The organism is Kineosporia corallincola, assembly GCF_018499875.1.
Lineage (GTDB): Bacteria > Actinomycetota > Actinomycetes > Actinomycetales > Kineosporiaceae > Kineosporia > Kineosporia corallincola.
Genome location: NZ_JAHBAY010000006.1, coordinates 58609 through 72665 on the forward strand (window position 1 = coordinate 58609; position 14057 = coordinate 72665).

The 14057-nt window shown below is 70.5% G+C and carries 11 protein-coding genes; 6 read left to right on the forward strand and 5 right to left on the reverse strand.

The features are described from left to right. Nucleotides 1–36: 36 nt before the first annotated feature. The 4 genes from KIH74_RS15535 (at nt 37) to KIH74_RS15550 (ending at nt 4428) form a co-directional block, all read left to right on the forward strand. On the forward strand, nt 37–1392 hold the full coding sequence (locus tag KIH74_RS15535; RefSeq protein WP_214156651.1) for a nucleotide sugar dehydrogenase: 1356 nt from the start codon (nt 37–39) through the stop codon (nt 1390–1392). Beyond that, on the forward strand, nt 1389–2306 hold the full coding sequence (locus KIH74_RS15540) for an ABC transporter permease (RefSeq protein WP_214156652.1): 918 nt from the start codon (nt 1389–1391) through the stop codon (nt 2304–2306). The genes KIH74_RS15535 and KIH74_RS15540 overlap by 4 nt, the downstream gene beginning before the upstream one ends. A gap of 151 nt (nt 2307–2457) precedes the next feature. Then, a complete protein-coding gene (locus tag KIH74_RS15545; protein WP_372492074.1) occupies nt 2458–3249 on the forward strand; it encodes an ABC transporter ATP-binding protein in 792 nt (263 codons plus the stop codon). A gap of 102 nt (nt 3250–3351) precedes the next feature. Beyond that, nucleotides 3352–4428, forward strand: a complete 1077-nt coding sequence (locus tag KIH74_RS15550) for a glycosyltransferase family 4 protein (RefSeq protein WP_214156654.1) — start codon at nt 3352–3354, stop codon at nt 4426–4428. 68 nt (nt 4429–4496) lie between these two features. Here the strand turns inward: KIH74_RS15550 and KIH74_RS15555 are convergent, their stop codons facing one another. The 3 genes from KIH74_RS15555 to KIH74_RS15565 form a co-directional block, all read right to left on the reverse strand. Beyond that, entirely contained in the window at nt 4497–5573 is a 1077-nt protein-coding gene (locus tag KIH74_RS15555) for a glycosyltransferase family 2 protein (RefSeq protein WP_214156655.1), read from the reverse strand. A gap of 206 nt (nt 5574–5779) precedes the next feature. Beyond that, on the reverse strand, nt 5780–7507 hold the full coding sequence (locus KIH74_RS15560) for an LCP family protein (RefSeq protein WP_214156656.1): 1728 nt from the start codon (nt 7505–7507) through the stop codon (nt 5780–5782). Nucleotides 7508–7740: 233 nt separating this feature from the next. Then, the gene (locus KIH74_RS15565) at nt 7741–8904 is read right to left on the reverse strand and encodes an acyl-CoA dehydrogenase family protein (protein ID WP_214156657.1); all 1164 of its coding nucleotides are present in this window, start codon (nt 8902–8904) and stop codon (nt 7741–7743) included. A gap of 63 nt (nt 8905–8967) precedes the next feature. Between KIH74_RS15565 and KIH74_RS15570 the strand changes: the two genes are divergently transcribed. Continuing rightward, nucleotides 8968–9486 carry a DinB family protein gene (locus KIH74_RS15570; protein ID WP_214156658.1) on the forward strand — a complete coding sequence of 173 codons (519 nt, stop codon included), beginning with the start codon at nt 8968–8970 and terminating at the stop codon, nt 9484–9486. Between the two features lie 13 nt (nt 9487–9499). Here the strand turns inward: KIH74_RS15570 and KIH74_RS15575 are convergent, their stop codons facing one another. After that, nucleotides 9500–10486 (reverse strand): LLM class F420-dependent oxidoreductase, encoded by a 987-nt coding sequence (locus KIH74_RS15575; RefSeq protein WP_214156659.1) that lies wholly within the window; start codon nt 10484–10486, stop codon nt 9500–9502. A 58-nt stretch (nt 10487–10544) separates the two neighbouring features. Beyond that, complete coding sequence (locus KIH74_RS15580; RefSeq protein WP_214156660.1) at nt 10545–12482, reverse strand: anthranilate synthase family protein; 1938 nt, start codon at nt 12480–12482, stop codon at nt 10545–10547. A gap of 216 nt (nt 12483–12698) precedes the next feature. On the opposite strand from KIH74_RS15580, the gene KIH74_RS15585 reads away from it, so the two are divergent. Continuing rightward, the gene (locus KIH74_RS15585) at nt 12699–14033 is read left to right on the forward strand and encodes a UDP-glucose dehydrogenase family protein (RefSeq protein WP_214156661.1); all 1335 of its coding nucleotides are present in this window, start codon (nt 12699–12701) and stop codon (nt 14031–14033) included. Nucleotides 14034–14057: the final 24 nt, after the last annotated feature.

A 14057-nucleotide genomic window follows, 5' to 3' on the forward strand; every position in this document is an offset into this window, starting at 1 on the left:
GGTCAGCTGACCGGCGCGCGGAAGGACATCCCGAGCATGAACACCCACGACGCACCCGACCTCGTGGTCGTGGGCCTCGGCTATGTCGGCCTTCCGCTCGCCCAGGAGGCCTGCCGCAGCGGGCTGCACGTGGCCGGGCTGGACCTGGACGTGGCGGTGACCGAGGGGCTGAACGCGGGCCGCTCGCACATCGACGACCTGTCCGGCGCCGACGTCGAGGCCATGCTCCGGGCCGGTTTCCGCGCGCACACCGACGCCTCGGTGGTGGCCGGCGCCCGCACCGTGGTGATCTGCGTACCCACCCCGCTGGCCGGTGACGGCGGCCCCGATCTGGGCATGGTGCTCGGCGCCACCGCCGCCGTGGCCAGCTTCGTGCACCGCGACACCCTGGTGGTGCTGGAGTCCACCACCTACCCGGGCACCACCGACGAACTGCTGCGCCCGATGCTCGAGGAGAGCGGGATGACCGTCGGGCAGGACGTTTTCCTCGCCTTCTCACCGGAACGCATCGATCCGGGCAACCAGCGCTGGGGCTTCCGCAACACCCCCAAGGTGGTCGGCGGCACCACCCCGGCCTGCGCCGAGCGGGCGGCGGCCTTCTACCGCAAGATCGTCGACGAGGTGGTCATCGCCCGCGGCACCCGCGAGGCCGAGATGTCCAAGCTGCTGGAGAACACCTATCGGCACGTGAACATCGCGCTGGTGAACGAGATGGCGCGGTTCTGTCACGAACTCGGCATCGACCTGTGGGACGTGATCCGCTGCGCGTCCACCAAACCGTTCGGGTTCCAGGCGTTCCGCCCGGGCCCGGGGGTGGGCGGGCACTGCATCCCGATCGACCCGAACTACCTCTCGTACCGGGTGCGGGCCGCGCTCGGCTACCCGTTCCGGTTCGTCGAGCTGGCCCAGGAGATCAACAACGCCATGCCGGATTACGTCGTGCAGCGGGTACAGAACCGGCTGAACGACGCGGCCAAACCGCTGCGCGGGTCCCGGGTGCTGCTGCTCGGGGTGACCTACAAGGAAGACATCTCGGACCAGCGCGAGTCGCCGGCCGTCCCGATTGCGATCCGGTTGCGATCCGCGGGGGCGCGGATCAGTTTTCATGATCCTTTCGTCACCGACTGGACCCCGGACGGTCACCACGACACGACCGGCGGTGCATCTATTGGTCACGATTTCGCACCAGATGGTGAAACGTCCGGTCGCGTGGCCTCGGGCGGAACGTTGAAGTGCGTGCCGGACCTCGCTGCGGCGGTCTGCGCGGCGGACATCACCGTTCTGCTGCAACGCCACTCAAGCTACGATCTCGACGAGATCGCCCGGCTCGCACCTCTCGTGCTCGACACCCGTGGCGCCATCATCGACAGTGCAACCGTGGAGCGACTTTGACCAGCATCCTGCCGATCCGGCCCGAGACGGGCGCGTCGCAGCGGGCCGCGGCGAGAGCGGCGGAGTACGGCCTGGTCCAGCTCGGGGGTCGTCCCCCGCTGGGCAAGTACATCAAGGAACTCTGGGGCCGGCGGCACTTCGCCCTGGAATTCGCGAAATCGCGGTTCCGCGCGGCGAACGAGGCCAACCGCCTGGGCATGGGCTGGGTGGTGCTGAACCCGCTGTTGCAGGCCGGCGTCTACGGCCTGATCTTCGGCGTGATCCTGCTGCCCAGCAGCAGCAAGCCGCACAACTACACGGCGTTCCTGGTCTGCGGCGTGTTCACCATCGGCCTGTTCTCCGGGTGCTTCACCGACGGCGCCAAGTCGCTCGTCACCAACCGGGGTCTGGTGCGCACCCTGCACTTCCCCCGGGCGGTGCTGCCGATCGCGACGCTGCTGAACAAGCTGATGGACCTGGTCGCGACCACGATCGTGATGGCCGTGATCGTCATGCTGACCGGCGAGATGCCCGACCTCGACTGGCTGCTGATCTTCCCGGCCTACTTCTTCCTGGCCCTGTTCAGCGGCGGCGTCGCCTTCGTGGCCGCCCGGCTGACCGTGCACCTGCGCGACATCAGCCAGCTGATCCCGTTCATCAACCGGATCATCTTCTACCTGTCCGGTGTGTTCTACGTCGTCGGCAACCGGTTCGCCGACCAGGGTTTCCTCGGCAAGATCATCGAGGCCAACCCGCTGAACGTCTATCTCAGCCTGGTGCGGTACGCGATGCTCGAAGGGATCCGGGGCGACGGCGCCAACCAGATCGCGATCAACGCCACCACCTGGTTCATGGCGGCGGGCTACGGCATCGTGATGTTCGTTGCCGGTTTCATCTTCTTCTGGCAAGCCGAAGGGCTGTACGGACGTGACTGAGCAGAACTCCTCACCGAACGGGTCGGTGGCCACCGACTGGAACGGGGGAGCCGTGGAGAACACAGGGCAGGACGCCACCCAGGAAGTCCCGGTCGTGCCCGCCAAGGCCCCCGCCAAGAAGGCCGCCAAGAAGGGCGTCGGCCCGAGCGGCCTGAAGAAGATCAAGACCCGGGTGCCGGTCGGCCCCCGGGAGCGCCCCACGGTGATCGTCGACAACCTGCACGTCACCTACAAGGTGTACGCCACCGGCAAGTCCGCCTCCGGCCGCAACGCCGAGAAGAAGGGCCTGCTCGCCCGCACGCCGGGCATCCGCCGGGCGCACGAGGTGCACGCGGTGCGGGGCATCAGCTTCACCGCCTACGAGGGCGACGCGATCGGCCTGGTCGGCACGAACGGCTCCGGCAAGTCCACGCTCTGCCAGGCCATCGCCGGCCTGGTGCCGTCCAAGCGGGGTGCGGTCTACTCCGAGGCCAACCCCACCATGCTGGGTGTCGGCGCGGCGATGATGAACGACCTGTCCGGCGAGCGCAACGTCATCCTCGGTGGCCTGGCCCTGGGCATGAGCCTCGAAGAGGTCAAGGCCAAGTACGACGACATCGTCGAGTTCTCCGGCCTGAAGCGGGAGTTCCTGGACTACCCGATGCGCACCTACTCGCAGGGCATGGGTGCCCGGCTGCGGTTCTCCATCGCGGCGTCGGTGTCGCACCAGGTGCTGCTGATCGACGAGGCGCTGTCGGTCGGTGACCGGCTCTTCGGCCAGCGCAGCGAGGAGCGGATCCGCAAGCTGCGGGAGGAGGCCGGTACGGTCTTCGTCGTGAGCCACGCCCTGCCGACGATCACCAAGACCTGCAACCGGGTGCTGTGGATCGACCAGGGCAAGCTGATCATGGACGGCGGGGTCGACGAGGTCATCGAGGCCTACACCGAGGCCGAGGGCGCGTGACCCACGGATGAGGCCGTCGTGAGCCAGGAAAGCCCCACTCCCCTGGACACGACGGCCTCATCCGCGTTCCCGCCGGTAACAAGGGCACCGCGGGTGCTCATCATGACCGTGGTGCACGACCCGGACGACGCCCGCATCCGCTACCGCCAGCTCACCGCCCTGCTGGCCGCGGGCCTCCAGGTCACCTACGCGGCACCGTTCGAGGCCACCCGGCGCCGTCCGCCCGAGGGCGTGACCGCCGTGGAACTGCCCCGGGCCGCCGGGCGCCAGCGGCTGTCCGCCGTCTCCGCCGCCCGCCGGGTGCTGCACCGGCTCGGCCCGCAGCACGACCTGGCGCTGCTCCACGACCCCGAACTGCTGCTCGCCGTGCCCGGTCTCGGGCGGCGGCGTCCCCCGCTGGTGGTGTGGGACGTGCACGAAGACACCGCCGCCGCCCTGCGGATGAAGTCCTGGCTGCCGCGTGCGGTGCGCCCGGTGACCGGTGCCGCGGTGCGGGCGGCCGAGCGCTGGGCCGAGGGCCGCTGCCGTCTGCTGCTGGCCGAGGAGGGCTACCGCGGCCGGTTCCGGCTGGAGCACCCGGTGGTGCCCAACAGCGTGCCGGTGCCCGACACCGAGCCGGTGCCGCCGGGGGCCGACCGCGTGGTCTACCTGGGCCGGATCACCCGGGCCCGGGGCGCGCTGGAGATGATCGAGCTGGGCCGGCGGCTCGGTCCCGAGGTGCGGCTGGAGCTGATCGGCCCGGCCGACGGCGACGTGTCCGGCCGGATCGCCCGGGCCCATGCCGAGGGGGCGCTGACCCACCACGGTTTCGTGCCCAACCGGCAGGCGCTGCGGCTGCTGCCCGGGGCTCTGGCCGGGCTGGCGCTGCTGCACGACGAGCCCAACTACGCGGTGTCCCGGCCGACCAAGGTGATGGAGTACATGGCCTGCGGCGTGCCGGTGGTGACCACCCCGAACCCGGCCGCGGCCGACCTGGTGGGCCGCTACCGCAGCGGCACGGTGGTGCCCTTCGACGACGTGGACGCGGCCGAGACGGCCATCCGCAACCTACGGGCCGACGCCACCCGCCGGGCCCTGCTGGGCTCGGCCGGCTGGCGGGCCGCCCGCGCCGACCTGGACTGGCGCGCCGACGGTCAGCGGTTCGCCGAGCTGATCCGGGAGTGGTGTCACCCCGCCTGAGCCCAGGCCCAAACGACCGTGCACGGCCGCCCGACGAACGGGCGAACCGTGCACGATCCCGAAAGGGGTTACGGGGCAGAGGTGTCCGGCACCGTGACGCCACCGATCTGGCTGGGCAGGTCGGCCAGCCTGCGGGGGCTGAGGATGAACCCGGCGCCCCAGCTGAGGTGCATGGTGGCGGTGACCAGGGGCAGGCGCACCCAGGCGCCGGGGGGCAGTCCCCGGCCCTCGAAGGCCGACCCGGCGCAGATCGCGACCAGGTAGCCGGCGGGCAGCACCGCAGCCGGCTTGACCCCGGCGGCGGCCAGGCCGAGCCCACCCACCACACCGGCCAGCGCCAGCGGCGGGGCCAGGTAGCGGAAGTTGACCGTGCCCTCGTGCCGCCGCATGACCACGCGACGCCAGCGACCGTAGAAGAAGTACTGCCGGCTCAGCGCCTTGACCGTGCTGCGCGGCCGGTAGGCCACCTTCAGCCTGGGCTGGAACCAGACCCGGCCGCCGGTGCGGCGGATGCGCAGGTTCATCTCCCAGTCCTGCGCGCGCAGGAAGGTCTCGTCGTAGCCGCCGACGCGCTCCAGCGCGGAGCGGCGGAACACGCCGAGGTACACCGTGTCGGCCTCACCGGCGGAACCGCCGGTGTGGAACGAGGCGTTGCCTACACCCAGCTTGCTGGTCATCGCGCGTGCCACGGCGTGCTCGAACGGAGTCTCCCCCTCGGCGGCCATGACACCCCCGACGTTGTCGGCACCGGTCTCGCGCATGGTCTCGACGGCGATCCGGATGTAGTCGCGGGGCAGCATCGCGTGACCGTCGATGCGCACCACGACCGGGTACTTGGTCTCGGCGATCGCCGCGTTCAGGCCGGCCGGGGTGCTGCCGTGCGGGTCCGGGTTGCGCACCGTGATGATGCGCGAGTCGGAGGCCGCCAGGCGCTCGGCGATCTGGTCGGTGTGATCCTTCGACGGACCGAGAGCGATCACCAGCTGGAGCTGTCCGGCATGGTCCTGGTCGAGCGCGTGACGTACCGCCTGCTCGAGGTGACGCTGCTCGTTGAGCACACAGAGGATGATGCTGACCGGCACGTCAGCCGGGAGCTGATCGGCGCTGGAGGGGGCGCTGAGCGCCTCGGGCAGATGGGCGTCCATGTCGTTCGTCAGCCTAGCCGGGGCCAGGGAGTGCTGAGTGCGCGATTTCCGGCGAAAACCGCGACGGGTCGGCCCTGAAGGCCTCTGATCAGGCATGTCCGCGCGAGCGCGGCACAGAATGTCACAGCAAAGTTATGCACGTAAGGGCGAGCGGGAACGGGCTGTTCGTCGTCCCCTGATCATTTTCCCTTTTCCACGAACAGAAATCAGCCCGCGACACAGACGGAGCGCACATCTACGGATGCGTTCCGTGACGAAGTCGCCGACGCCTGAGGGCTTGTGGACGACGAGGAGCCCGCCGGTCGCGTGTCGTCGTCCTCCGGTTGCGGGCTCTTCTGCGCGGATCGGCCCGGATCGGCGGAGACCGGGGCGGACGTCGCCGTCGTCTGCGCGCCGCCCTCTTCCAGGCCCTTCACCGTCGCGGCCACCTGACGCCGGATCTCCGCGAAGTCAGGAGCTTTCGGCACGATCACCGGCGGCACGAACTGGACGCTGCGAATGTTGCTGCCCTTCGCCTTCTGGGCGAGGTTGAGGAACGCCGGCAGCCGGTTCGCCGGGATGTCGGTGGCCATCACCTCGGAGCCGGCCGAGGCGATGCTCTGGAAGTTCTTCAGCACGGTGGCCGGGTCGAGCTGGTTCACCATCGCCGTCATCACGCACCGCTGCCGGGCCATCCGGTCGTAGTCGCTGGTGGTGGCGCGCGACCGGGCGTACCAGAGCGCGTGGTAGCCGTCGAGGTGCTGGTCGCCGGTCTCGATCCAGCCGTGGATCGGGGCGCTGCCGCCGCCGATCGGCGTGCGCGCCGTGACCAGGATGTCGATGCCGCCGACCGCGTCGATCAGGCTCTGGAAGCCACGCAGGTCGATGATCACGTAGTAGTTGACCTTCAGCCCGGTGACGCCCTCGACGGCCTGCATCATCGCCTCGGCGCCCGGGTCCTGGGTGCCGGGGAACAGCGAGGGATTGTCGTTGCCGTACTTGTAGACGGCGTTCAGCAGGCAGTCGTCACCGCAGTCGTACCCGTGCGGCAGCGCCTTCGCCGCCGGGCTGCCGGCCGGGAAGGGCACGTTCTGGAGATTCCGGGGCAGGCTGAACAGGGCCGTCCGGCCGGTCTTCTCGTCGACGCTGGCCAGGTTGATGCTGTCCGGCCGGGTGCCGACCCGGGTCGGCCCGGTGTCGCCGCCGAGCAGCAGCACGTTGTAGCGGCCGTCCACCGCGGCCGAGTCCTTGCCCGAGCCGAACACCCCGGACAGCAGGTCGGCCGCCGCCCAGGCGCGACGGCCGAAGGCCAGCGGCACGGCGAAGGTGGCCAGCATCAGCACCGCGGTGAGCAGCGCGATCCACCGCCGGGCCCGCTGGGTCAGCTCCGGTGCCTGGCCGATCCGCCAGGCGTCGAGCAGCAGCAGCGGCCAGACCACCGCACCGGCGAAGAACACCACCGCGAGCGGGCGGATCACCCACTGGTGGGTGAACAGGCCGAGCACCCACTCCCGGCTGATCAGTGCCAGGCAGGCCAGCAGCACGGTCAGCGTCGCGGCCCCGAGCCAGGCCCGGGTGGCGCCGCGCGCCACCAGCAGGCGGGCACGGCTCAGCCCGGCGGCGTGGTGGTGGGACGACGAGGGGCCCGCGACCAGCTGGGCCGCACCCGGCACGAGCAGCGTGAGCGCGAGCAGCGTGATGGACCGGCGCACCCGCAGTGCGCTGCGGGCGGCCACGTCCGGGCGCGGGGGCCGGGGCTCGCCGGGATCTTTCGGGCCACCGGGGCCTCGGGGACCGCCAGGACCACCCGGGGGGCCACCGCCACCGCCGGGTGGGTCGCGGCGGATCGGCACCTCGCCGGTGTGCGCGACGCGCAGACGCTGGGAGTGCCTGACCCGTGGGCCGGTTCCCGGGCGCGACGGACCCCGGGTCGCCGGTGAACGTGAGGCAGGCATCGCACCAATCTTGACCCGGTGTGCGTGTGGCTACCGGGATTGCCGCCCGCCGTGTCGCGACTTGATCAACACGATGTTGCCCACAGCAACCGGGACCCGGCAAAAGGTGTGTGCCCCCGACGGGGGGCGGGGGCACACAGGGGCAATCGTAGCCGTCGGGGACGGACAGGGACAGGGCATGTCAGAGGTAACTCAGGGCTCATCCCTATCGGGCTCCGAGTAACGCTTTTGGATCACTTCAGCAGCGCCCGGGCCATCACCAGCCGCTGGATCTGGTTGGTGCCCTCGTAGATCTGGGTGATCTTGGCGTCGCGCATCATCCGCTCCACCGGGTGGTCGCTCACGTAGCCGGCACCGCCGAGCAACTGCACCGCGTCCACCGTCACCCGCATCGCCACGTCCGAGGCGTAGCACTTGGCCGCGGCCCCGAAGAAGCCGAGATCGGCGTCGTCCCGCTCGCTCCTCGCCGCCGCCGCGTAGACCATCTGCCGCGCCGACTCCACCGCCATCGCCATGTCGGCCAGCATGAACTGGAGACCCTGGAACTCGGCCAGGTGCTTGCCGAACTGCTTGCGCTCCTTCACGTAGGCCACGGCGTGGTCGAGTGCGCCCTGCGCGATGCCGACCGCCTGGGCGCCGATCGTCACCCGGGTGTGGTCCAGGGTGCGCAGCGCCAGTTGCAGCCCCTCGTCGGGCTTCCCGACCAGCCGGTCGCCGGGCAGGCGCACGTTGTCGAGGTGCAGTTCGCGGGTCGGGCTGCCCTTGATCCCGAGCTTGCGTTCCTTGGCGCCCCAGCCGAAGCCCGGGTCGCCGGCCTCCACCACGAAGGCGCCGATGTTGCGGCCGCGCCGGCCGTCCGGGTCGGTCACCGCCAGCACCGTGTAGAACCGGCTCTCACCGGCGTTGGTGATCCACGACTTCTGCCCGTTCAGGATCCAGTCGTCGCCGTCGCGCACGGCCCGGGTGCGCATGCTCGCCGTGTCGCTGCCCGCCTCGCGCTCGGACAGGCCGTAGGAGAACATCGCCTCGCCGGCGGCCACCGGCGTCAGGTACTTCTTCTTCAGCTCCTCACCGCCGCCGAGCACGAGCGGCAGGGTGCCGAGCTTGTTCACCGCCGGGATCAGCGAGCTGGAGGCGCAGGCCCGGGCGACCTCCTCGATCACCAGGCAGGTGGCCAGCGCGTCGGCGCCCACCCCGCCGTACTCCTCGGGGATGTGCGGGGCGTGGAAGTCGCTCGCCCGCAGGGCCTCGTAGGACGCCCGGGGGAACTCCCCGGTCTCGTCCACCTCGGCGGCGTGCGGGGCGATCTTCTCGGTGCACAGCTCCCGCAGCACGGCCTGGAGCTCACGATGGTCCTCGGACAGCGCGAAGTACGGGAAGTCGGCAACGTCGCTCATGCATCGAGCGTAGACACGGAAATTGCCTGGCGCTGCCCCCGCGCTGCGCCGAAAATCACGCCCATGCCTCTTTGGACGGCCCCTGCGCCGGACGTATCCCCGCACGACCACGACGCCACCACCACCGGGCCGGAGCGCGAGCTGCTGGAGGGCTACCTGGGTTTCTGCCGGCTGACGTTCCAGAACGTCTGCGCCGGGCTGACCGCCGAGCAGCTGGCCGCGCGCCCGCTGCCGACCTCGATGTCGCTGATCGGCCTGGCCCGGCACCTGACCAAGGTGGAGCGGGTCTGGCTGCGGATCCGGGCCGGCGGCCAGGACGTGCCGAACCCCTACCCCGAAACGGATTCCGACTTCGACGGGGCGAGCGCGGCCGGTGCCGAGGCGGACCTGCTCACCTACCTGGCCGAGTGGGCGGCGGCGGACGCGGCCGTACGCGACGTGTCGATCGAGCACACCGTCGAGGTGCGCGGCGAGACGCTGTCACTGCGGATGATCTACGTGCACCTCATCGGTGAGTACCAGCGGCACAACGGTCACGCCGACCTGATCCGGGAATCGCTGGACGGCGTGACCGGTCGCTAGGTGTGCCCAGGGCCTAGGCCAGCTCGGGCAGCACTTCCTTCTGGAACAGCTCGAACCCGCTGGAATCCGTGGCGATCTCCGGGAAGTAGGTGATCACGTACTCCAGCCCGAGGCCGCTCATCTGCTTCAGCTGCCCGACGATCTGCTCGGGAGTGCCGACCAGCCCGGCGGAGCGCACGTTCTCCACCGTGCGGGCCACCGTCTCCGGCGCGAGGAACGGCTTGTACCGCTCCTCCAGCCGGGCCAGCCGCTCGTCCACCTCGGCCTGGTCGCGGCCGATGACGACGTTGTAGTTGGTGCTGCGGGTGATCTCGCCGAAGTCGCGGCCCAGGTCGCGGCAGTGCCCGGCGAGCACCTCGGACTTGTGTGTGAAGGTCTCCGGGTCACCGGCGAAGTTGGTGTAGGCGGCGTACTTCGCGGCGATCCGCAGGGTCTTCTTCTCGCCACCACCCGCGATCCAGAACGGGATTCCACCCTCCTGCACCGGCAGCGGGTAGCTCAGCGCGCCGTCCACCTGGTAGTGCTCGCCGGAGTGGGTGGCCACGCCGTTGCTCCAGGCCTGACGCATGATCTCGACGCCGTCCGCCAGCATGCCGAGCCGGTCCCCGGCGCTCGGGAAGCCGTAACCGTAGGCGTTCCACTCGTGCTCGTACCAGCCACCGCCGATCCCCATCTCGACCCGGCCGCCGGAGATGACGTCGGTCGTGGCCGCGACCTTGGCCAGGTACATCGGGTTGCGGTAGCCCATGCACGTGCACATCTGGCCGAGCCGGACCCGGCTGGTGGTGGCGGCCAGGGCGGCCATCAGGGTCCACGCCTCGTGCGTGGCCTCCGAGGTCGGTACCGGGGTGGTGTGGAAGTGGTCGTAGACCCAGATGCTTTCCCAGGGACCGGACTCGGCCTGCTGGGCCACCCGGAGCATCGTCGGCCAGTGATCGCTGACGTCGACCCCGACCAGGTCGAGCCGCCAGCCCTGCGGGATGAACAATCCGAAGCGCATACGGTCACACTACGGCCCGCATCGGGCCGGCGACCCGACGTAGATCCAGAAAATCCCTTCAGCTCATCGTGTGCTCCTTCACCGGACCGGACCTCGACGTGGTCAGCCGCCCCAGCTCGGCCGCGAGGATCCGGCCGCCCTCGGTGGTCAGCACCGACTCGGGGTGGAACTGGAACCCGGACACGTTGCGGGCCCGCAGGGCGTACACGTACTGCCCGGCGTCGTCCGTGCTCGTCGTCGCCCGGCCGGCGCCCGACACCGCGAAGCTGTTGTAGAACCCGACCCGGTGACGCTCACCGAACAGGTCGATGCCGCGCTGCCGCCCCTGGTCCGGTGCGGGCAGCCGGGACACCTCGAATCCCAGTGCCAGCGAGAGGATCTGGTGTCCCAGGCAGATGCCGAGGGTGGGCAGGCTCATGCTCAGGCGGCCCTCCGCCAGCGAGCGCAGGGCACGGATCCGGCGATTCATGATGTCGCGCGGGTCGCCCGGGCCCGGGCCGAGCACCACCGGCTCGTCCGTGGTGACCAGGTCGTTCCCGAGCGGGCCGGACAGGTCGTCCCAGCTGTGCCCGGTCACCGCGAAGCCCTGGGCCCGCAGCACGTGGGCCAGCATGGCGGTGAAGTCGTCCTCGGCGTTGACCACGTGCACGAGGCCGTTCACCGGCTCGGCCGCTGCGGCCGGCCGCAGCCAGTGTCGGGACAGGTCGTCGTTGCGGCTGGACAGCAACCGCCCGAGCGTGGCGTCCTCAGGGTGCGGTCCGGTCGGCGAGACGGTCCGGCCGGGCACCGTCTCACCGGTCAGCGCGGCCATGATTCCCGCTGCCTTGGAACGAGTCTCGGCCAGTTCCGCCTCCGGCCCGGAGCCCCGCACCAGGGTCGCCCCGGCGGCCACCCGCACCGTGCCGTCCGGGGCGATCTCGGCGGTGCGGATCAGGATCGGGGCGTCGAGCCGCTGGTCACCGGCCTCGTCGCGGTCGATCAGGGCGAGCACCCCGCCGTAGTAGCGCCGTCCCCTCCTCTCGTGCCGGGCGATCACGCGACAGGCGTTGCGGATCGGGCTGCCGGTGACCGTGGGCGCGAACATCGTGGCGGTGAGGATGTCGCGCACGTCCGCGGTGGCCTGCCCGTCCAGCACGTACTCGGTGTGGGTCAGATGGGCCATCGGCTTGAGGAACGGCCCGCTCACCCGGCCACCGCCACGGGTGACCGCGGCCATCATCTTGAGTTCCTCGTCCACCACCATGGCCAGCTCGTCGCGCTCCTTGGCGTCGGCCAGGAACGTCTCCAGCGCCGCCCGCCGCGAGGTCTCGTCGGCGAACCCGCCGGCCGGGTGGCGCAGCGTGCCGGAGATCGGATTCATCGTGACCACACCGGATTCCAGGCTGACGTGCCGTTCCGGGGTGGCTCCGACCAGAGTGGTGCGCGGGGTGTGCAGCAGGAAGGTCCAGTAGGCGTTGCGCTCGTTCAGCAGGAGCCTTCTGAGGACGCCGAGGGCAGCCCGCGCGCGCGACCCGTTCTCCAGGTCGATCCGCCCGGTCAGGCATCGGTGGATGACGAAGTTGGACCCCTCCCCCGCCGCGATCTCCTGGTTCAGCACGTCCCGCACGGTGCGTTCGTAGTCGGCGTCACTCACGTCGAAGCCGTTGTCCACGAACCCGTCCGGGCCGTCCGGCAGCTGGGCCACCAGTTCGCCCAGGTCGACGTGGAACCGTTCGGTCACCCGCAGGGCCAGGACCGGTGTTCCGTCGTCCACCGCCTCGAAACCGCGTTCGGCGATCTGCCGGAAGCCGATGGCGGCGAGCACGGCCTCGCCGTCCTCCGGTTCCGGGATGTCTTGAACAGAAACGACTTCCGTCACGGCGCCGACGAGGATCTCGGCGGCCGAGGGGTTTTCGCCGGGCCGATGAAGGACGGCGAAGGCGGGCGCGGCCTCGAGCCGGGCCACGACCTGCCCGAGTTCCCGGCCACGGTGCTGTTCTTGCTGCTGGTGGGGCATGTGACGGCCTGTTCTGCCAGGGACCGCCCGCCGGGGAAGGACCCCGGCACAGATGCCGACGGCCGCCTCGACGAGGCGGCCGCGAAAGGAATGGAGTGAACGCGAAGTGGCCGCCGGTCAGGCGGGCCACCAGAAGTTACGCGTGCCACTCATACGTACACCGTATCGCACCCGGAACGACGCGTGCCGGACTCATCGCACCGATACGCTCCTCTCATGCGCTTATCAGTGATGGGGTGCGGTTACCTGGGGGCTGTGCACGCGGCGTGCATGGCGGATTTCGGCCACGAGGTCATCGGGGTGGATGTCGACGAGCGGAAGATCGCCGACCTCCAGCAGGCCAAGGCCCCGTTCTTCGAGCCGGGGCTGCCCGAGCTGCTGAAGCGGGCCACGGAATCCGGTCGGCTGTCCTTCACCACCGACGCCACCCAGGTGGCGCACACCCCCGACGCACCCACGGTGCACTTCGTCTGCGTCGGCACGCCACAGCGTGCCGGTGAGTTCGCGGCCGACACCCGTTATGTCGACGCCGCCGTGCAGGCCCTGATCCCGCACCTCCAGCCGGGCGACCTGGTCGTCGGCAAGTCCACCGTGCCGGTCGGCACCGCGGCCCGGCTCGCCGGGCTGATCTCCGAGGCCGTGCCCGGCGCCATGCTGGCCTGGAACCCGGAGTTCCTGCGCGAGGGCTTCGCCGTCCAAGACACCCAGCACCCCGACCGCATCGTCTACGGTCTGCCCTCCGACCCCGAGCAGGCCGCCCAGGCCAAGGCCCTGCTCGACCAGGTCTACGCCAGCCCGCTGTCCGAGAACACCCCGGTCATCACCTCCGACTACGCCACCGCCGAACTGGTCAAGACCGCCGCCAACGCCTTCCTGGCCACCAAGATCTCGTTCATCAACGCGATGGCCGAGGTCTGCGAGGCCGCCGGGGCCGACGTGTCCACCCTGGCCACCGCGATCGGTCATGACGAGCGGATCGGCCCGAAGTTCCTCGGCGCCGGCCTCGGTTTCGGCGGCGGCTGCCTGCCGAAAGACATCCGGGCGTTCATGGCCCGTGCCGGTGAGCTGGGCGCCGACCAGGCCCTCACCTTCCTGCGCGAGGTCGACGCGATCAACATGCGCCGCCGCATCCGCATGGTCGACCTGGCCCGTGAGGTGCTCCAGGGCTCGTTCCTCGGCCGCAAGGTCACGGTGCTGGGCGCCGCGTTCAAGCCGGAGAGCGACGACATCCGTGACTCCCCCGCGCTGAACGTGGCGGCGCAGATCCGGCTCCAGGGCGCCGAGGTGGTCGTCACCGACCCCGCCGCTCTGGAGAATGCCCGCCGGGTGTGGCCCGACCTGCACTACGAAGACAAGATCGAGGTGGCCTGCGACGGCGCCGACGTGGTGCTGCTGCTCACCGAGTGGAAGCAGTACAAGGCCATCGACCCGGCCAAGCTGGCCGGCATCGTGCGTGAGCGCAACGTGCTCGACGGCCGCAACGCTCTCGACCCGCACGCCTGGCGCACCGCCGGCTGGACCTACCGGGCTCTGGGACGTCCCCGCGCCTGACCCCTTCACCCCTCGCCGTGGTCA

Excerpts from the sequence above, each read along its gene's own strand:
- KIH74_RS15535 (WP_214156651.1), top strand. The coding sequence starts at position 37 with ATGAACACCCACGACGCACCCGACCTCGTGGTCGTGGGCCTCGGCTAT.
- KIH74_RS15565 (WP_214156657.1), bottom strand. The coding sequence starts at position 8,904 with ATGAGCGACGTTGCCGACTTCCCGTACTTCGCGCTGTCCGAGGACCAT.
- KIH74_RS15570 (WP_214156658.1), top strand. The coding sequence starts at position 8,968 with ATGCCTCTTTGGACGGCCCCTGCGCCGGACGTATCCCCGCACGACCAC.
- KIH74_RS15560 (WP_214156656.1), bottom strand. The coding sequence starts at position 7,507 with ATGCCTGCCTCACGTTCACCGGCGACCCGGGGTCCGTCGCGCCCGGGA.
- KIH74_RS15550 (WP_214156654.1), top strand. The coding sequence starts at position 3,352 with ATGACCGTGGTGCACGACCCGGACGACGCCCGCATCCGCTACCGCCAG.
- KIH74_RS15555 (WP_214156655.1), bottom strand. The coding sequence starts at position 5,573 with ATGGACGCCCATCTGCCCGAGGCGCTCAGCGCCCCCTCCAGCGCCGAT.
- KIH74_RS15585 (WP_214156661.1), top strand. The coding sequence starts at position 12,699 with ATGCGCTTATCAGTGATGGGGTGCGGTTACCTGGGGGCTGTGCACGCG.
- KIH74_RS15575 (WP_214156659.1), bottom strand. The coding sequence starts at position 10,486 with ATGCGCTTCGGATTGTTCATCCCGCAGGGCTGGCGGCTCGACCTGGTC.
- KIH74_RS15580 (WP_214156660.1), bottom strand. The coding sequence starts at position 12,482 with ATGCCCCACCAGCAGCAAGAACAGCACCGTGGCCGGGAACTCGGGCAG.